Below are 17486 nucleotides of genomic sequence, written 5' to 3' on the forward strand. Positions count from 1 at the left end.
CACCCCATGCTCCTGACCCTGATCCTCGCGATCCCGTTTGCCGGCAGCCTGTGCGCCTCGCTGCTGCCCGCGACCGCGCGCCGGGCGGGAGCCTGGCTGGCGGGCGGCAGCGCACTGGCCTGCCTGATCCTGACGCTGTGGCTCACCCCCGAAGTCGCCGCCTCAGGCGTCATCAAGCTCAGCCTGCCCTGGATCCCCACCCTGGGGGTGGACCTGACCCTGCGCATGGACGGCTACGCCTGGCTGTTCGCCGTGATCATCTCGGCCATGGGTGCCCTGATCGCCTTGTACGCCCATTATTACCTGTCGGCTCAGGACCCGGTCCCCCGCTTCTTCACTTTTCTGCTCAGCTTCATGGGCGCCATGCTGGGCGTAGTGCTGGCCGGCAACCTGATCCAATTGCTGGTGTTCTGGGAGCTGACCAGCCTGTCCTCGTTCATGCTGATCGGCTACTGGCACCACCGCATGGACGCCCGGCGCGGCGCGCGGATGGCCCTGCTGGTGACCGGCGCCGGCGGCTTCTGCCTGCTGGCCAGCATGCTCATCATTGGCCACATCGTCGGCAGCTACGATCTGGACGCGGTACTCGCGGCCGCCACGGCGATCCGGAGTCACCGCTGGTACCCCATCCTGCTGGTGCTGCTGGCCCTGGGTGCCCTGACCAAAAGCGCCCAGTTTCCCTTCCATTTCTGGCTGCCCAACGCCATGGCGGCCCCCACCCCGGTATCGGCCTACCTGCACTCGGCCACCATGGTGAAGGCAGGCGTCTTCCTGCTGGCACGCTTCTGGCCGATCTTCTCCGGCACCGACTGGTGGACCTGGATCATCGGCGGCGCGGGCCTGTGCTCGCTGCTGCTGGGTGCCTATGCCGCCACCTTCCAGCGCGACATGAAGGGCGTGCTGGCCTACTCCACCATCAGCCACCTGGGTCTGATCACCCTGCTGCTGGGCATGAACAGCCGCCTGGCCCTGGTGGCCGCCGTGTTCCACATCATCAACCACGCCACTTTCAAGGCGTCGCTGTTCATGGCGGCGGGGATCGTCGATCACGAAAGCGGCACCCGCGACCTGACCCGCCTGTCCGGCCTGCGGACCCTGATGCCGCTGACCGCGACACTGGCCATGGTGTCGGCCGCCGCCATGGCGGGCGTGCCGCTGCTCAACGGCTTCATCTCGAAGGAAATGTTCTTCGCGGAAACCGTCTTCATCACCGGGCACTGGGCCAGCCGCTGGGGCCTGCCGATCGCCGCCGTGGTGGCAGGCGCCTTCAGCGTGGCGTATTCGCTGCGCTTCATCCTGCAGGTATTCTTCGGCCCGCCTGCGACCGATCTGCCGCGCACGCCGCACGATCCGCCCCGCATGATGCTGATCCCCTGCGCGGTGCTGGTGCTGTTCTGCCTGGCCGTAGGCATTCTGCCCGGCCTGTTCCTGGAACCCGTCCTGAACATGGTCATGCGGTCCCTGCTGGGCAATCACATCCCGGTCTACGACCTGCAGGTCTGGCACGGCCTGAACCTGCCCCTGCTGATGAGTCTGGCCGCCATGGTCGCCGGCATCGGCCTGTACCTGGCGCTGCGCGCGCGCGACCGGCGCACACCAGGTCAGGTGCCCCTGATCTACCGCCTGGACGGGCGCCAGTCCTTCGAATCCCTGCTGGAGGCCATCGACGCCGGCTCGGCACGGCTGCTGTCCTGGTTGCAGACCCAGCGGCTGCAACCCCAGGCGCTGTTGCTGGTACTGGCCACCGGCGCAGTCGCGTTGCTGCCGCTGCTGCCGGGCGGCTGGTGGCCGCACGTCGCCATCACCACCCCGGCACAATGGTCCTTCGGGCTGATGTGGCTGGCGGGCGGCGCCTGCGCCCTGGCGGCGGCCTACCAGGCCAAATACCACCGCGCCGCCTCGCTGATGCTGGCCGGTGCGGCCGGCCTGACCACCTGCGTCACCTTCGCCTGGCTGTCGGCCCCCGACCTGGCCCTGACCCAGCTCACGGTCGAAGTCGTCACCACCGTGCTCATCCTGCTGGGGCTGCGCTGGCTGCCGCCCCGCATCGAGGAATTCCCCGGCCCCACGCCGCAGATGACGCGCTGGCGGCGGCGGCGCGACTTCCTGGTGGCCGGGGCCGCAGGCACCATGATGGCGGTCCTGGCCTACGTCATGATGACGCGCCCCTCGGCGCACGACAGCATTGCCGCCTATTTCGTCCAGCAGGCCTTGCCCCTGGGCGGCGGCGCCAACGTGGTCAACGTGATCCTGGTCGATTTCCGCGCCTTCGACACCTTCGGAGAAATCACGGTGCTGGGGGTCGTGGCGCTCAGCGTGTACGCACTGCTGCGACGCTTCCGCCCGCCGGCAGAAACCATTGCCGCGCCGCTGCGCCATCGCGGCGGCGACACGCCGGCCGCCTTCGAGGAACCCGATCTGCGGGCGCCGCTGCCCGAGGGCACGATGCGCGTGCCCGCCGTCCTGGTGCGGCTGCTGCTGCCGGTCTCCACCCTGATCTCGCTGTACTTCCTGCTGCGCGGCCACAACCTGCCGGGCGGCGGCTTCATCGGCGGACTGATCATGGCCACCGGCATCATCCTGCAATACCTGGTGGGTGGCATTCTGTGGGTCGAAGCCCGTCCCCTGATCCGCCCGCAAGCCTGGATCGCCCTGGGTCTGCTGGTGGCCGGCGCCGCCGCCATGGCGGTATGGTGGGTCGGCAAGCCCTTGCTCGCTGCCCATGCGCTGGACCTGGCCCTGCCCCTGGTCGGCACCCTGCACCTGTCCAGCGTGCTGCTGTTCGATCTGGGCGTCTACATGCTGGTGGTGGGCGCGACGGTCCTGATGATCATCGCCCTGGCGCACCAGTCCCTGCGCTTCTACCGCAAGCTCACTGAAGCTGCGGACACGGTCGAGGCCTGACATGGAATGGATACTGGCACTGGCAATCGGCGTACTCGCAGGCTCGGGAGTCTGGCTGCTGCTGCGGCCACGCACCTTCCAGTTCATCATGGGCCTGGCGCTGCTCAGCTATGCGGTCAATCTGTTCATCTTCGCCATGGGACGGCTGCGGGTGGACGCGCCGCCGGTCATCGATCCGGCCTGGACCGACCCGGCACGCTACGCCGACCCCCTGCCCCAGGCTCTGGTGCTGACCGCCATCGTCATCGGCTTTGCCACCACGGCGCTGTTTCTGGTCGTGCTGCTGGCTTCGCGCGGGATGAGCGACACCGACCACGTGGACGGTGAGGAACATCGCCCATGAACATCTGGCTGCAACACCTGCCGGTCCTGCCGGTCCTGATCCCCCTGCTTGCGGCGGCGCTGATGCTGCTGACTCGCGACAACCAGCGGCGGCTGCGCGTGGCACTGGGCGCGGTCGCGCTCGGCCTGATGGCGCTGACCGCCCTGATGCTGGTGCGCGCCACCCAGGGCATCGGCGCGCCGCACTGGCCCGACGGCGTCGGCGTCTACCTGCTGGGCAACTGGCCCGCACCCTTCGGCATCGTGCTGGTGGCCGACCGGCTGGCCGCGCTGATGCTGGGCCTGACGGCGGTGCTGGGCCTGTGCGCCTGGATCTACGCCACGGCCCGCTGGGACCGGGCCGGCAGCCACTTCCATCCTCTGTTCCTGCTGATCATGATGGGCCTGAACGGCGCCTTCCTGACGGGCGACCTGTTCAATCTGTTCGTCTTCTTCGAGATCCTGCTGACCGCATCCTACGGCCTGATGCTGCACGGCTCGGGCAAGCGCCGGGTCGGCGCCGCCCTGCACTACATCGCCGTCAATCTGATTGCGTCCTTCCTGCTGCTGGTGGCCATCGCCCTGATCTACGGCCTGACCGGCACGCTGAACCTGGCCGACCTGTCGGTGCGCGCCCTGGCCCTGCACGGCGCGGATCGGCAACTGTTCGACAGCGCAGCGGCGATCCTGGGGGCCGCCTTCCTGATCAAGGCCGCCGCCTGGCCGCTGAACTTCTGGCTGCCGAACACCTATTCCGAAGCCGCCGCGCCGGTGGCCGCGCTGTTCGCCATCATGACCAAGGTCGGCATCTACGCCCTCCTGCGCATCGGTTCGCTGCTGCTGCCGGCCGGCGCCCCGGCAGCCTTCGGCGGCGCCTGGATGTTTCCCGCCGGGATCGCCACCCTGGCCTTCGGCACCCTGGGCATGCTGGCCAGCACCCAGGCGCGGCGCATCGCCGCCTACGCCATCATCACATCCTCGGGCACGCTGTTCGCCGCCCTGGGCATGCCCGGCGCCACCCTGACCGGCCCGGCCCTGTACTACCTGCTCAGCTCGGTTCTGGCGCTGGGCGCCCTGTTCCTGCTGCTGGAGCTGACCGAGCGCAGCCAGTCCTTTGGCGCCGACATGCTGGCCATCACCCAGGAAGCCTACGAGAACGACGACCCTGACGCCGCCGACCTGAGCGGCCAGACGGTGGGCGTGCCGCTGCCAGCCACCATGGCCTTCCTGGGCCTGAGCTTCTTTGCCTGCGCCCTGCTCATCATCGGCCTGCCGCCGCTGTCGGGCTTCGTGGCGAAATTCTCGCTGCTGTCGGCCGCGTTGCGCACCGCCGAATACGGCGCGCCCACGGTCAACGTCTGGCTGCTGGTGGCGGCCATGCTGTGCTCCGGCGTGGCCGCCCTGATCGCCCTGGGCCGCTGCGGTGTGCGCCTGTTCTGGGTGCCGGAGGACCTGCACATCCCGACCCTGCGGCTGAACGAGGCCATCCCCGTCCTGGTGCTGTTGTCGGCCTGCGCCCTGCTGACGGTACGCGCCGGGTCCGTGATGGCCTACCTGGAAGACACCGCCTGGTATCTGGACCAACCGGGCCGCTACGTCGAAGCGGTGCTGGGCCAGGGCCCGCACGTCTTTCCCGACCCGGCCACCGGTCACGGAGCGCCGCGATGAAGCGCCTGCTCCACGCCTTGCCGCTGGCCTGCCTGCTGCTGATCCTCTGGCTGGTGCTGAACGACAGCCTGTCGACGGGCCATCTGGTCCTGGGGACGGTCATCGCCCTGACGCTCGCCCTGCTGGCCCCGATCCTGCGCCCGGTACGCGCGCGTCTGTCGCATCCGCTCACGGCCCTGCGCCTGACCTGGCACGTCGCCGTCGACATCGCCCGCTCGAACCGCGACGTCGGACGCATCATCCTGCGCGGCCCCCGGGCCAATGCCCATCCGGGCTTTCTGGACATCCCGCTGCGCATCCGCGACCCGCACGGCCTGGCGGCGCTGGCCTGCATCGTCACCTTCACGCCCGGCACCGTCTGGTCCGGCCACGATCCCGAGCGCAACGTCCTGACCTTGCACGTGCTGGACCTGAGTGATCCCCAGGGCCTGACCCACATCATCCAGGACCGCTACGAACGCCCCCTGATGGAGATCTTCGAATGAGCGCGACGCTACTGTACTGGGCTGGCGGCTTTGCCCTGCTGTGCTTCACCCTGGGGCTGGGCTGCGCCGCCGTGCGCCTGATCCGAGGCCCCGGCGCCGAGGACCGCGTCCTGGCCCTGGACACCCTCTACATCAACGGCATGCTGATCCTGCTGGTGCTGGGCCTGCGCTTCGAGGCCGGGCTGTATTTCGACGTGGCCCTGCTGATCGCCCTGTTCGGCTTCGTCGGCTCGGCCGCCCTGTCCAAATTCCTGCTGCGCGGCGAGGTGATCGAGCCATGACCGAACTGCCCCTGTGGGCCGCCGTGCCGGCGGCCCTGCTGCTCGTCCTGGCAGGGATCGTGACCCTGGTGGGTTCCCTCGGGCTGCTGCGCCTGCGCAGCTTTCCCGAACGCATGCACGCCCCGACCATGGGCATGACGATGGGGGCATTCTGCGTCGCCCTGGCGGCCACCCTGGTCGCCAGTCTGCTGCAGCACCGGCCCATCGTCCACGAATGGCTGATCTGCCTGTTCCTGTTCATGACGGCGCCGGTCACGGCCATTCTGTTGATGCAGAGCGCGCGCCGCCGCCAGCGTACGCACCCGGATGCCGCCGATGCCCCGGATGGGTCTGAATGATCTGGTTACTCTATGACTAGGGGAAACCCGTAAACTTGATTCGAAGCCGTGCGCGCGGTTCCGTTTCGCATCGCCCGCATGGTCCCTGAACCGAGCCGGGAATCGCCCGGGATCCACTCGCAAGGAGTGTTCATCATGCGTCGAATCAATCACATGCCGCTACGCGTCGCGCTGCTGGCCGCCGGCCTGGGCTACGCAGCCTTGTTCACCTCCGGAGCGCAAGCAGCCGGACCGCAAGCCCAATCCCAGTACCAGAAAGACGTGGCGCGCTGCCACAACACCCCGGGCATCGACGTACAGGCCTGCCTGAAAGAAGCAGGCGCCGCAGCCCAGGCGACTCGCCAGGACACGCTGACCCAGCCGTCCGCCCAGGTCGAAGCGCGCAACCGCGACGAACGCTGCGACAGCCTGCCCGCCGACCAGCGCAAGGACTGCATGGCCCTGATGGGCGACACCGACGCGCGCACGCAAGGCTCGGTCCAGTCCGGCGGTGTGCTGCGCGAAACCACGATCACGATCCCCGCGCCCGGTTCCTGATTTGAGCGCACCCCGGTCAGAGTTCCATCTGCATGCCCATTTCCACCACGCGATTGGGCGGAATCTTGTAGAACCGGGTGCTGCGGCTGGCATTGCGCGCCATGAAGGCGAACAGATGCCGCCGCCAGCTCTGGTGCCACGGCAAGCGGCGTACCACGATCACGGTCTGGCGCGACAGGAAATATGAAGTCAGCATGGGCTCCAGGTTCAGATCCTGGACCTCCAGGCCGATCTGCTCCACGACCTGGGGCACGTTGGGTTCCTGCTTGAACCCCCAGCGTGCCACGGCCTGCCAGGCGCTGCGGCTGACCCGTTCGATCCGCAGCCGTTCGCCAAAAGGCACGTACGGCACGTCAGCGACCTCGATCGTCAGGAACAGCGCCTGCTCGTGCAGCACTTTGTTGTGTTTCAAATTGTGCAACAGCGCGGGCGGCACCGTCCCCACGATCATGCTCATGAAGACCGCCGTGCCCGGTACGCGGGTCGGCGGGTAGGCCTCCAAAGACTCCATGAAGCCGACCAGCGGCTGTTGATCGCCGGCAAGCGTATCGTGGATCTGCTGGCGCCCCTGCTTCCAGGTCACCATCAAGGTCAGCAGAACGATCCCCACCACCAGCGGCAGCCAGCCGCCTTCGTGCAGCTTGAGCGTATTGGACGAAAACAGCAGCACGTCGATCACCAGAAACAGAGTGATCAGGGCCAGCCAGGCCAGGCGCCGCACGCCATGCGTATTCTGCGGCAGCACGGCAAACGCCAGCAGCGAGGTCATCAGCATCGTGCCCGTGACGGCAAAGCCGTAGGCATGCGCCAGACGGTCGGAGGAACCAAAGGACAGCGTCAGGACCAGGACGGCCGCCAGCAGCAGCCAGTTCACGCGCGGCAGATAGATCTGCCCTTCTTCGCGTGCCGAGGTGTGCTGGATCACCATCCGCGGCCAGTAGCCCAGTTGCACCGCCTGCCGCGTCATGGAAAACGCGCCGGAAATCACCGATTGCGAGGCGATGACCGTAGCCAGCGTGGCCAGCGCCACCAGTGGAATCAGGCCCCAGTCGGGCGCCAGCAGAAAGAAGGGGTTGCGGATGGCCTCGGGGTCGCTGAGCAACAGCGCCCCCTGCCCGAAATAGCACAGAACGAGTGCCGGCAGTACCAGGGAGAACCAGGCGCGGCGGATGATCGAACCGCCGAAGTGCCCCATGTCGGCGTACAACGCCTCGGCGCCGGTCAGCGCCAGGACCAGCGCGCCCAGCGCCAGAAAGGTTTCCCAGGGGGCGTCGCCGATGAAGCGGAAGGCCCAGACCGGGTTGACGGCCCGCAGGACCTCGGGCTGGCCAATGATCCGCCAGGCGCCCAGCCCGCCCAGCACCAGGAACCAGCACAGCATCACCGGCCCGAAGAGCTTGCCCACAGTACCGGTGCCGCGCGACTGAAACATGAACAGAGCCACCAGCACGACCACCGAGATCGGCACGACCCAGGCGTCCAGCCGGTGCGACACGATGCCGATGCCCTCGACGGCCGACAGCACGGAGATCGCCGGAGTGATCATGCTGTCGCCGTAGAACAGGCTGGCGCCGATCAGCCCCAGCACGGCCAGGCGCCAGCGCTTCGGGCCGGAGCGTCCGCGCAGGGCCAGTTCCATCAGGGCCAGCGTGCCCCCTTCGCCCCGGTTGTCGGCGCGCAGGATGCAAGTCACGTATTTCAGCGACACCACCAGGATCAGCATCCAGAACAGGATCGACAGCATCCCCAGGATATGCTCGACGTCGGGCCGGCCCGTACCCGACAAGGCGACCTTCATGGTGTACAGCGGGCTGGTGCCGATGTCGCCATAGACCACGCCCAGGGCGCCGATCATCAGGGCCGCCTGCGGACTATGGGGCGTCGTTTCTTTCTGCATGTTCATAGGATGTGTCATTCGGCCCGCGTGAGGCAGGCGCCCCGCCGGGGGCCGGGAAAAACGAGCGTGACCCGGGTACCGGGAAACGCGGGCCGGCTGGCGATCTTCCACCAGGCGCCGTGGGCGCGCGCGATTTCGCGCACGATCGCCAACCCCAGACCAGAGCCGCCCTGGACCGCATCGGCTGCACGGTAAAAAGCCTCGAAGACACGGTCCAGATCCTCGGCCTGGATGCCTGCGCCGTCGTCCTCGACCGAAAACGAGGGCGGATTGGCCATGACGCGCAGCACGATGCCGCGCGCGCCCCGTCCATAGCGCAGGGCGTTGTCGATCAGATTGCCCAGCAATTCCCCCAGCAGCACCGGATCGCCGTCCACCCAGACCACCGCGTCAGGCGCCACCAGTTGCAGATCGAGCGACTGGTCGCGCGTACGCGACAGCCACTCCCCGCCCGCCTGACGCATCCATTCGCACAGATCCAGGCGCACGAAACTGTCCTGTGGCCGGGCCGCGTGTTCGGCGCGCGCCAGGATCAGCAGTTGCTGGCCCATGCGGATCATATGATCGGTCACGGACTTGATGCGCCCGGCGCGTACGCGGATATCCTCGGACAGGTCCTGACCGAGCATGAGTTCGGACTCGACTTTCAGGCCGGCCAGGGGGGTGCGCAACTGGTGGGCGGCATGGCCGATGAAGCGGCGCTGGGCCTGGACCGAATCGTCCAGGCGTACGAGCAGGTCATTGAAATGCAGGAGCAGAGGCGCGATCTCGCTCGGCAGGCCGGCGGTGTCGAGCGGCTGCAGATCCTCGATGGAGCGCTGGCGAATGTCGTCGGCCAGCCGGTTGATGGAGGCCAATTCGACGCGGATACCGGAAATCAGCACCCAGACGAACAGTACCACCAGCAAGCCCTGGGTCAGCATCATGGTCCAGAACAGATCGCGCAGCAGCCAGGGTTGGGGACGGATCACCCCCGTCATGAACCAGGTGGCCAGCAGGTCGATCGCCGCCAGAATGAAAAAGGCCGGCAGCAACCGGCGCACCAGGCGGCGAGCCAGCGAATCCCGGGGGATCAGACGCTCGACCAGACCCCGCACCCTGCGGCCGACGCGCGGGCCGGCGATGGATTCAGGGGGCACGGTCGACGTCGAGCAGGTAACCGAAACCGCGCACCGTCTGGATACTGGTCCCAGTGCCGTCGAGCCGCTTGCGCAGGCGGTAGACATAGACTTCGACCGCGTTTTCGCTGAAATCGGCATCCCAGGCCGACAGGGAATTGACGATCTGCTGCTTGGTCACCACCCGGCCGGGACGCGCCATCAGCATTTCCAGCACGGACAGTTCGCGGACCGACAGCGCCAGACGTTTGCCATCCACCCGGATCTGGCGCCCCACGGTGTCGAAAGACAGAGGACCGCATTCCAGGATGGTCTGGGCCTGGCCCGTGTGCCGGCGGGCCAAAGCCCGCACCCGCGCGGCCAGCTCGGGCAATTCAAAGGGTTTGGTGACGTAATCGTCGGCGCCGGCATCCAGACCGGCCACGCGGTCGTCCAGACCATCGCGCGCCGTGAGGATCAGCACCGGCACCTGGGAACCGCCGTCGCGTACGCGGCGCAGGACTTCCAGGCCGCTCAGACCGGGCAGGTTCAGATCTAGCAGCAGCAGATCGTAGATCTGCCCGGCGAGCGCGCCTTCGACACGATCGCCAGACAGCAGCCAGTCGACGGCATAGCCCTGCCCACCCAGGAACTCCTGCAGGGCGTGACCGAGGGTGGCGTCGTCTTCGATGACCAGGACTCTCATGACGCTGATTCTAGCCCGAAGCGTTCACGCCGCGTCATCGTTGGAGGGTCGCGTTACATTGCTGACGATTGCTTGAACGCGCCCGATCAACCGCCGTGCGCGGCGGCCGGAGCCGGCGATGCGGCCGGCCCCCCGGTGGCCGCCGGAGCGGCGCCTTCCGGCGCCGAGCCTGTCTGCGGCCCACCCCGGACCGGCTGGCCCGGCGTGGTGACGAAGCCCAGGCGCTTCATGCCTGCCTGGCGGGCCGCCCCCATGATTTGCGCCAGCAGCCCATAGCGGGTCTCCACGTCGGCGCGAATGCGGACTTCGGGCTGGGGATCAACCCCGGCCTCGGCGGCGAAGCGGGCGGCCAGTTCATCCTCGGCGATCGGCTGCTCGTTCCAGAACAGCGCGCCGGACGGGTCGATGGCCAGATCGATCACTACCGGCTTCTGCTCCACCGGCTGGGCCGTGACCTGGGGCACGTTGATGCGGATCGAGTGGCTGAGCAGGGGCGCCGTGATGATGAAGATCACCAACAGCACCAGCATCACGTCGATCAGCGGCACCATATTGATCTCGGACATGGTGCTGCCGGGCCCCTTGGAATCGAAACTGCCGAATGCCATGTCAGGCTCCCCGCTGGCTGGCCAGACTGAGGGTCCGGCCGTTGCGCTCGTGGCTGCCGTCAGCCACCGGCTGGCCGGTGGTCAGAAAGGTGAACAGGTCGTGCGCAAAAGCGTCCAGTTGCGCCAGGTAGACGCGGTTGACGCGCACGAAGGCGTTGTAGGCCAGCACGGCGGGGATGGCGACTGCCAGGCCCAGGCCGGTCATGATCAGGGCCTCGCCCACGGGACCGGCGATGCGGTTGATGGTGACGCCATCGGTCATGCTGATGCTCAGCAGAGCGTGATACACCCCCCACACCGTGCCGAACAACCCCACGAAGGGCGCGGTCGAACCCACGGAGGCCAGCACCGTCAGGCCGTTTTCCAGACGCGCCGTTTCCTCGTCAATGACCTTGCGGATGATGCGCGTCACGAAGGCCGCCGTGGAACCGCTTTCCTCCAGTTTGAGCGCGCCGTACTTGGCGTGGTGCTTGCGGGCATGGATGGCGTGGCTGGCCAGGTGGGCGAAGGGTTCTTCCGCCCCGTGCGTGGAAATCTCGTTTTCCACCTGCTCCAGCGAACTGGCGGCCCAGAATTCCGCCAGGAATTCGCGCGAGCGGCGGCGGATGCGCAGATGCGTCAGCCCCTTGGCCAGGATCAGATACCAGCTTGCCAAGGACATCAGCATCAGGAAGGCGAACAGGGACTTGCCCACCGCGTCGCTCTGGCCGATGAAATGCAGCACCCCCTGGCCGCCGGTTCCCACGGCGTCCGAGTTCAGCGCCACCTGGGCGGCATCAGGCCCCACGGCCTGGGCCAGCGTCAGCGCCGCACTCCCGATCAGATCAAGCATCATGTTCCTGTCCTATAAGACGAAATCGAAAGGAATGTCCACCATCGCCTTGTAGGCGATCCCGTTTTCCGTATACGGACGGAATCGCGCCTGACGCATGGCCTCCACGGCCGACTCATCCAGGCGCGCATGCCCGGATGACGTACGGACCGACACATGGGCCACCTGGCCCAACGGGGAAATCAGCACGCGCAACACGACCCGGCCCTGCTCGCCCCGGCGCTGCGAAACGCGGGGATACACCGGGCTGGGTCGCTTGCCCAGATAGTCCACCTGACCCACCGTGCGGGGCCGGTCAGGGTCCACCGCCGCCGGCTCGCCGCGCGCCTCGGACGCCTGCCGGGCACCACCCGCCGTGGCGGCCTGCGCAGCGCTGATCTGCGGCGCGGGCGGGGCCGGCCGGGGTTTGGGCGCGGGCTGAGGCTTTGGCTTGGGCGGCGGCTTCGGTTTCGGCTGCGGTTTGGGAGCAGGTTCCGGCGGCGGCTCGGTGATGGACTCGGGTTCGGGCGTTTCGACGACCGGTTCGGGTTCGGGTTCGGGCTCCGGTTCCGGTTCGACCACGGGTTCCGGCTCGACGACAGGTTCTTCGGGCACAGGCTCCGGCGGCGTTTCCACCGGCGGCGCAGGCGCGGCTGCAGCCACCGGCTCGGGCTCGATCGCCGGCCCCAGTTCCACGAACTGCACGTCCAGCGCCTCGGGCCGCCCCTGGGCGACCTCGACCACCGGCGCCGACAGCACCATGGCCAGCACGGCCACGTGCAGGCCCAGGGCCACGCAGGCGGCGACGATCTTCAGCGGTGTAAAACGGGAGGAGAAACCGGATGACATGAACCAGCGGACGACGTCAAGAAGAGCGTGCGATCTTATCATGAATGATAACGGTTCTCAATAATTCCGGTGATAAACTCTGCGAAATTTTATCCGGAATCCACGTGCCATGGCCCGTTCGTCCCGTCTGCAACTCCCTCCCCTCCCCCGCTTCAAGCGGCCACCCGAGTTGCTGTACTCAGCGGACGAACGACCACCGATGCCCACACTGGCCGGCCTGGCGCTGCAACACGTTGCCACCGCACTGGCGCTGATCGCCTATGTGCTGGCGGCAGCCCGGATCGGCCAACTGGACGCCGCAACCACGCAGGCCATGGTCACGGCCAGCATCCTGGGCATGGCGGTCTCGACCTTCCTGCAGTCCTGGGGTGGACGGCTGGGTTCAGGCATGCTGGTGATCCACATGCCCGACCCGCTGCTGGTCGTCCTGTCCGGCATGCTGGCGGCCCAGTACGGCCTGGGCGGCCTGGTACTGATCGGGCTGGTCAACGGCCTGGTGGCACTGGGGACGGGATCGCTCGTCCCGTATCTGCGCACCATCCTGCCTCCCACCGTCGCCGGCATCATCGTCTGCGTGGCCGGCCTGTCGCTCGTCGAACCCGCGCTGCGGCACGTCACAGGGCTGGGGGAAAACGGCCTGGACACCGCCGACATCCTGATCGGCGCCGCCACCCTGGGGACGATCATCGGCCTGTCGATCTGGGGCAACCAGCGCGCCAAGCTGTCCGCCCTCCTGGGCGGCCTGCTGGCCGGCCTGATCGTCTCGGCCCTGACGGGCAAGCTGCACGGCTGGGATGCGCTCGCCAGCGCTCCCCTGTTCGGCCTGCCGCACCCGCCGATGCCCGTGTTCAACATCGATGCCGGCATCCTGCTGGCCGTCGCCGTACTGTCGCTCATGACCCAGCTCGACGTCTTCGGCTGCGTGGTGCTGCTGCACAAGATGAACGAGTCCGACTGGCGCCGTCCCAGCATGCGCATGATCAGCGGCGGCATGCGCGCCTGCGGCCTGGGCAACATCGTGGGCGCCTTTCTGGGCGCCCTGCCCAACGCGGCCTCGTCAGCCAACATCGCCCTGGCGCACATCAGCCGCTCCACCTCCCGCTGGATCGGACTGCTGACCGCCGCGCTGCTGGCGCTGATCGCCTTCCTGCCTCAGGCGTCCCTGGCCCTGACCCTGATCCCCACCGCCGTCATCGGCGCCATCGAAATCTATGCCGCCGCCTACCTGATCGTTTCCGGCATCGAACTGATCGCCTCGCGTGCCCTGGACTCACGCGGCATCTTCATGATCGGCCTGTCCTTCGTGCTGGGCATGGGGGTGATCCTGATGCCCGAACTCGCGACGCACGCGCCCGAGTCCCTGCGCTTCGTGGTCGGCAACGGCATCATCATTGCCGGCGTGAGCGCCATCGCGCTGAACTCGTTGTTCCGCCTGGGTACCTCGCGCCAGACCGAGCAGACCTTCGAGAGCGTCGATGGCGCAGCCGCGCCCATTCAGCAGGTGGTCGACTTCGTCGAAACCCAGGGGGGCGCCTGGAGCGCCCGGCGCGACGTGGTCCGGCGCGCCGCCCAGGCCGCCCTGGAAGCCGCCGAGGCCATCCAGAGCGGCGGTGGACGGCGACTGCGCGGCATCCGGGGCAGCTTCGACGAATACAACCTGGACATCGAACTGCTGCACGACGGCCCCGAACTGGAACTGGGCGCCCATGCGGGTCACGCCCCGGCCGACCTGCTCGATATCGACGACACCGCCTTCCAGCACGCGCTGGATCAGACCCTGTCAGGGCTGTCAGGCGTCATGCTGCGCAGCCTGGCCGACCGCCTGCAATCAGGCCAGCGCGACGGACTGACTTATCTGCGGCTGCATTTCGACCACTAATCCGGCCGAATGCTCAGCCGGTGCGGGTTTATTCGTCCCGGGTCACGGTCAAGGCGGCAAACGATTGCGAGGTCGGCATCACCTCGATCGCGTTCACATTGACGTGCGGCGGCAGGGACGCCACCCAGGCGACCGTTTCCGCAATATCCTCCGGTCGCAGCGGATGAGCACCGGCATACATCGCCGCCGTCCGTTCCTGATCGCCCTTGTAGCGGACGAGGGAAAACTCGGTCTCGCCGACCAGCCCCGGCTGCACATCCGTCACCCGCACACCCGTGCCCGCGAGGTCCGCACGCAGATTGCGGCTGAACTGCGCCACGAAGGCCTTGGTGGCGCCATAGACGTTGCCACCCGGATAGGGATATTTGCCGGCCACCGAGCCGATGTTGATCACCAGCCCGCGCTTGCGGGCGACCATGCCCGGCAGGAAAGCGTGCGTCATCAGCGCCAGGCCGGTAACGTTCGTGTCGATCATGGTCCGCCAGTCCTGAAAATCGGCCTCCTGGGCCTTTTCCTTTCCCAGAGCCAGACCGGCGTTGTTGACCAGCACGTCGATGTCGCGCCAGACCTCGGGCAGTGACTGCGCCATGGCGGCGACCGCCTGCTCGTCCCGGACATCGAGCGACACCGGCAGCACGGCATCGCCATACTTCTGTTGCAGTTCCCGCAAAGGTTCCATCCGGCGCGCGGTGGCGATCACCCGATAGCCGTCGCGCAGGAAACGCTCGCTGATCGCGCGGCCGAAGCCTGCAGAAGCCCCGGTGACGAGGGCGATGGGTCGCTGTGTGGAATCGTTCATAAGTCCTCTGGATGCTCCGCCTTCGCGCCGGCCGACGGACCGGCGTTCAAACCTGCGATGGTACTCCTTCGGGCGGTACCCCACCGACGGCCGGGCATGCCCGGCCCTTCCGAGGGCAACGACCCTGCTTAACTTTTACTGACAACATGAAATTCTTGTTAGCATGCGCTCTCGAATCGGCGGACTAGAACCGTATCAAACCCGAGGGGACACTCTATGCGCTGGAACACCGCGCTCTTGAAAAAACTGGCAGGCTGTCTTTTCCTGACCGGCGGTTTATTGGGTTGTCACGGCACCGCCGTGCTCTCGGAAACAAACACGCCCTACGAATTCGTCGTGGAGAACAGCACGCTTGAAATGAAGGACGGCGTGCATCTGGCGGTGACCTACTACCGCCCCGTCGCCAAGAAACCCGGGGAGACATTCCCGGTCATCATGGAAAAGGTGCCCTATCGCAAGGATGACTTTTTCACACTGGGCGACTATGAGTACGGCGCCTATTTCGCCAAGCACGGCTACGTCGTCGCCCGGGTCGACGTACGCGGCACCGGCGGCAGCGGTGGCCCCATCCCGGTCAGCGAATATTCCCAAGCCGAAATTGCCGATGCCGAAGAACTCGTTGCACAACTCTCGAAGAAAAGCTGGTCCAACGGCAATGTGGGCATGTACGGCATCTCATGGAGCGCCTTCAACTCGATGATGACGGCGCACAGAAAACCGCCGGCGCTCAAAGCCATCATCGCCGCGCACGGATCGACGGACCTGTTTTACAACGACGTCCATTACATCGACGGCGCCTTGCACACGGACGTCTATGCACATCAGATCGATACCGACAACTCGATGCCGCAGAGCCCGGACTACCGCATCGACGCAACTTATTTCCACAATCGCTTCGACCGGGAACCCTGGATATTCACCTGGCTGCGCCAGCAGCAGGATGGCGATTTCTGGCGCCAGGAATCGCTCGCATTCAAAACACCGCTGGAAGTGCCTGTCTACCTGATTGGCGGACTGCTCGACGGCTACCGCGACTTCGCGGTTGACGTCAGCAAAACCGCCAAGGCGCCGGTCATGGCCGAAATCGGGCCCTGGAACCATGCCTGGCCCGAGTACGGCGCGCCCGGCCCCAACTACGAGTGGCGGGCCAAGGCCTTGCGCTGGTGGGACTACTGGCTCAAAGGCAAAGCCAACGGAATTCTGGACCAACCTGCCCGGATGGCCTTCATGCGCACCGGTCACGCCCCCGCCACCGATCTGGCCACCGTCCCCGGCTATTGGCGCTGCGACCAGCAATGGCCCGTGGACGGCAGCACCACCCGGCGCCTCTATCCGCAAACGAAGCGGCAACTGGGCAATGCACCTTCCACGCAAGGCAATGCCGAAAAACTGCGCTACCGCGCCGGCGCCGGGATGGCCGCCGGCGGATGGTGGGGCGAACAAACGGGCGACATGGCTGCGGACGACGCCCACAGCCTGGTCTACGACTCCGCCCCCTTGACCGAGGCCCTGGAAATCATGGGCATGCCGCAAGTACGCCTGCGCGTCGCGGCGGACGCCCCGTTCTACCAATGGACCGTGCGCCTGGAAGACGTGGCGCCGGACGGCCAGGTGTCCCTGATCAGCGGCGCCGCCATCAATCCGTCCCAACGCTTTTCACGCCTCAAGCCCGAAGCGCTGATTCCGGGCGAACCCACGACGCTGTCCACGGCGATCCATTTCACCACCTGGCGTTTCAAACCCGGCCACCGCATCCGCCTGGCCGTCTCCAACGCGCAGTTCCCCATGATCTGGCCCAGCCCGACGCCCGGCACCACCACGCTGTTCCCCGGCGCCGAGACCTGGATCGACCTGCCGGTCGTGCCCACGCAACATGAAACCAGCCCATCTTGCGTGCTGCCAGCGCCCGAGGCCGGCGACCCTGCCCCCTTCGGCAAGGAACTGGAAAGCCACCCCCCGGTTTTCAAGAGCGTCCGCAATGAACAGACCGGCGACTCGACATTCACCACCGCCAGCGACATTGCCTGGACTCTGCACGGCAACACCTACCGGTCTGCAGAGCAGTACCAATGGGACGTCAATGACAAGGCGCCCGCCAAAGCCCGTTTCCGCGGCGAGCGCAGGAATGTATTCACCATCGCGGGTCGTGAAATCGATCTACTGACCGTGGCGCGGATTGAATCGGATGCGACGACGTTCCACGTGACATTCACCAAGACGCTGCGAGAGAACGGCCGCCTGGTCAGGAAAAAGACGTGGACGGATCATATTCCTCGAAGATATCAATAACGGCGTAACGGCCCCAA

16 protein-coding genes are annotated in these 17486 nt (G+C 66.9%); 9 read left to right on the top strand and 7 right to left on the bottom strand.

From position 1 onward, the window contains the following. The first annotated feature begins 6 nt into the window (after positions 1 to 6). The 7 genes from WA983_RS07520 to WA983_RS07550 all read left to right on the top strand — a co-directional run bounded on the left by WA983_RS07520 (position 7) and on the right by WA983_RS07550 (position 6534). Complete coding sequence (locus WA983_RS07520; RefSeq protein WP_424247576.1) at positions 7 to 2904, top strand: monovalent cation/H+ antiporter subunit A; 2898 nt, start codon at positions 7 to 9, stop codon at positions 2902 to 2904. Position 2905: 1 nt separating this feature from the next. Beyond that, on the top strand, positions 2906 to 3247 hold the full coding sequence (locus tag WA983_RS07525; protein WP_424247574.1) for a Na+/H+ antiporter subunit C: 342 nt from the start codon (positions 2906 to 2908) through the stop codon (positions 3245 to 3247). After that, a complete protein-coding gene (locus tag WA983_RS07530; protein WP_424247572.1) occupies positions 3244 to 4893 on the top strand; it encodes a monovalent cation/H+ antiporter subunit D in 1650 nt (549 codons plus the stop codon). The genes WA983_RS07525 and WA983_RS07530 overlap by 4 nt, the downstream gene beginning before the upstream one ends. Continuing rightward, positions 4890 to 5378, top strand: a complete 489-nt coding sequence (locus tag WA983_RS07535) for a Na+/H+ antiporter subunit E (protein ID WP_424247571.1) — start codon at positions 4890 to 4892, stop codon at positions 5376 to 5378. Before WA983_RS07530 ends, WA983_RS07535 begins: the two co-directional genes overlap by 4 nt. Then, complete coding sequence (locus tag WA983_RS07540) at positions 5375 to 5659, top strand: K+/H+ antiporter subunit F (protein WP_424247569.1); 285 nt, start codon at positions 5375 to 5377, stop codon at positions 5657 to 5659. The genes WA983_RS07535 and WA983_RS07540 overlap by 4 nt, the downstream gene beginning before the upstream one ends. Then, the gene (gene mnhG, locus WA983_RS07545) at positions 5656 to 5997 is read left to right on the top strand and encodes a monovalent cation/H(+) antiporter subunit G (RefSeq protein WP_424247567.1); all 342 of its coding nucleotides are present in this window, start codon (positions 5656 to 5658) and stop codon (positions 5995 to 5997) included. The genes WA983_RS07540 and mnhG overlap by 4 nt, the downstream gene beginning before the upstream one ends. A gap of 135 nt (positions 5998 to 6132) precedes the next feature. Beyond that, the gene (locus WA983_RS07550; protein ID WP_424247565.1) at positions 6133 to 6534 is read left to right on the top strand and encodes a hypothetical protein; all 402 of its coding nucleotides are present in this window, start codon (positions 6133 to 6135) and stop codon (positions 6532 to 6534) included. A gap of 16 nt (positions 6535 to 6550) precedes the next feature. Here WA983_RS07550 and WA983_RS07555 read toward each other — a convergent pair whose 3' ends face one another. The 6 genes from WA983_RS07555 to WA983_RS07580 all read right to left on the bottom strand — a co-directional run bounded on the left by WA983_RS07555 (position 6551) and on the right by WA983_RS07580 (position 12502). Continuing rightward, the gene (locus WA983_RS07555; RefSeq protein ID WP_424311818.1) at positions 6551 to 8437 is read right to left on the bottom strand and encodes a potassium transporter Kup; all 1887 of its coding nucleotides are present in this window, start codon (positions 8435 to 8437) and stop codon (positions 6551 to 6553) included. Between the two features lie 8 nt (positions 8438 to 8445). Beyond that, a complete protein-coding gene (locus WA983_RS07560; protein WP_424247584.1) occupies positions 8446 to 9528 on the bottom strand; it encodes a sensor histidine kinase in 1083 nt (360 codons plus the stop codon). Between the two features lie 31 nt (positions 9529 to 9559). Continuing rightward, complete coding sequence (locus WA983_RS07565; protein WP_424247561.1) at positions 9560 to 10234, bottom strand: response regulator; 675 nt, start codon at positions 10232 to 10234, stop codon at positions 9560 to 9562. Positions 10235 to 10320: 86 nt separating this feature from the next. After that, positions 10321 to 10842: an ExbD/TolR family protein gene (locus WA983_RS07570; protein WP_424311819.1), complete on the bottom strand. Its 522-nt coding sequence runs from the start codon at positions 10840 to 10842 to the stop codon at positions 10321 to 10323. Position 10843: 1 nt separating this feature from the next. Continuing rightward, the gene (locus tag WA983_RS07575; protein WP_424251303.1) at positions 10844 to 11677 is read right to left on the bottom strand and encodes a MotA/TolQ/ExbB proton channel family protein; all 834 of its coding nucleotides are present in this window, start codon (positions 11675 to 11677) and stop codon (positions 10844 to 10846) included. A gap of 9 nt (positions 11678 to 11686) precedes the next feature. Then, positions 11687 to 12502 (bottom strand): energy transducer TonB, encoded by an 816-nt coding sequence (locus tag WA983_RS07580; RefSeq protein WP_424311820.1) that lies wholly within the window; start codon positions 12500 to 12502, stop codon positions 11687 to 11689. 199 nt (positions 12503 to 12701) lie between these two features. On the opposite strand from WA983_RS07580, the gene WA983_RS07585 reads away from it, so the two are divergent. Beyond that, positions 12702 to 14381, top strand: a complete 1680-nt coding sequence (locus WA983_RS07585) for a solute carrier family 23 protein (protein WP_424247289.1) — start codon at positions 12702 to 12704, stop codon at positions 14379 to 14381. Between the two features lie 28 nt (positions 14382 to 14409). Here WA983_RS07585 and WA983_RS07590 read toward each other — a convergent pair whose 3' ends face one another. Further along, a complete protein-coding gene (locus tag WA983_RS07590; protein ID WP_424247287.1) occupies positions 14410 to 15180 on the bottom strand; it encodes an SDR family oxidoreductase in 771 nt (256 codons plus the stop codon). A gap of 216 nt (positions 15181 to 15396) precedes the next feature. On the opposite strand from WA983_RS07590, the gene WA983_RS07595 reads away from it, so the two are divergent. After that, positions 15397 to 17469, top strand: coding sequence for a CocE/NonD family hydrolase (locus tag WA983_RS07595; RefSeq protein WP_424311821.1), 2073 nt, complete (start codon positions 15397 to 15399; stop codon positions 17467 to 17469). Positions 17470 to 17486 lie beyond the last annotated feature (17 nt).

It is taken from the genome of Castellaniella sp. (assembly GCF_049650445.1).
Lineage (GTDB): Bacteria > Pseudomonadota > Gammaproteobacteria > Burkholderiales > Burkholderiaceae_B > Castellaniella.

What these genes read in the sequence shown, in the direction of transcription:
- mnhG (WP_424247567.1), top strand. Translation starts at nt 5,656, where the DNA reads ATGACCGAACTGCCCCTGTGGGCCGCCGTGCCGGCGGCCCTGCTGCTC.
- WA983_RS07580 (WP_424311820.1), bottom strand. Translation starts at nt 12,502, where the DNA reads ATGTCATCCGGTTTCTCCTCCCGTTTTACACCGCTGAAGATCGTCGCC.
- WA983_RS07530 (WP_424247572.1), top strand. Translation starts at nt 3,244, where the DNA reads ATGAACATCTGGCTGCAACACCTGCCGGTCCTGCCGGTCCTGATCCCC.
- WA983_RS07585 (WP_424247289.1), top strand. Translation starts at nt 12,702, where the DNA reads ATGCCCACACTGGCCGGCCTGGCGCTGCAACACGTTGCCACCGCACTG.
- WA983_RS07520 (WP_424247576.1), top strand. Translation starts at nt 7, where the DNA reads ATGCTCCTGACCCTGATCCTCGCGATCCCGTTTGCCGGCAGCCTGTGC.
- WA983_RS07540 (WP_424247569.1), top strand. Translation starts at nt 5,375, where the DNA reads ATGAGCGCGACGCTACTGTACTGGGCTGGCGGCTTTGCCCTGCTGTGC.
- WA983_RS07565 (WP_424247561.1), bottom strand. Translation starts at nt 10,234, where the DNA reads ATGAGAGTCCTGGTCATCGAAGACGACGCCACCCTCGGTCACGCCCTG.
- WA983_RS07595 (WP_424311821.1), top strand. Translation starts at nt 15,397, where the DNA reads ATGCGCTGGAACACCGCGCTCTTGAAAAAACTGGCAGGCTGTCTTTTC.
- WA983_RS07550 (WP_424247565.1), top strand. Translation starts at nt 6,133, where the DNA reads ATGCGTCGAATCAATCACATGCCGCTACGCGTCGCGCTGCTGGCCGCC.
- WA983_RS07555 (WP_424311818.1), bottom strand. Translation starts at nt 8,437, where the DNA reads ATGAACATGCAGAAAGAAACGACGCCCCATAGTCCGCAGGCGGCCCTG.
- WA983_RS07535 (WP_424247571.1), top strand. Translation starts at nt 4,890, where the DNA reads ATGAAGCGCCTGCTCCACGCCTTGCCGCTGGCCTGCCTGCTGCTGATC.
- WA983_RS07575 (WP_424251303.1), bottom strand. Translation starts at nt 11,677, where the DNA reads ATGATGCTTGATCTGATCGGGAGTGCGGCGCTGACGCTGGCCCAGGCC.
- WA983_RS07570 (WP_424311819.1), bottom strand. Translation starts at nt 10,842, where the DNA reads ATGGCATTCGGCAGTTTCGATTCCAAGGGGCCCGGCAGCACCATGTCC.
- WA983_RS07525 (WP_424247574.1), top strand. Translation starts at nt 2,906, where the DNA reads ATGGAATGGATACTGGCACTGGCAATCGGCGTACTCGCAGGCTCGGGA.
- WA983_RS07590 (WP_424247287.1), bottom strand. Translation starts at nt 15,180, where the DNA reads ATGAACGATTCCACACAGCGACCCATCGCCCTCGTCACCGGGGCTTCT.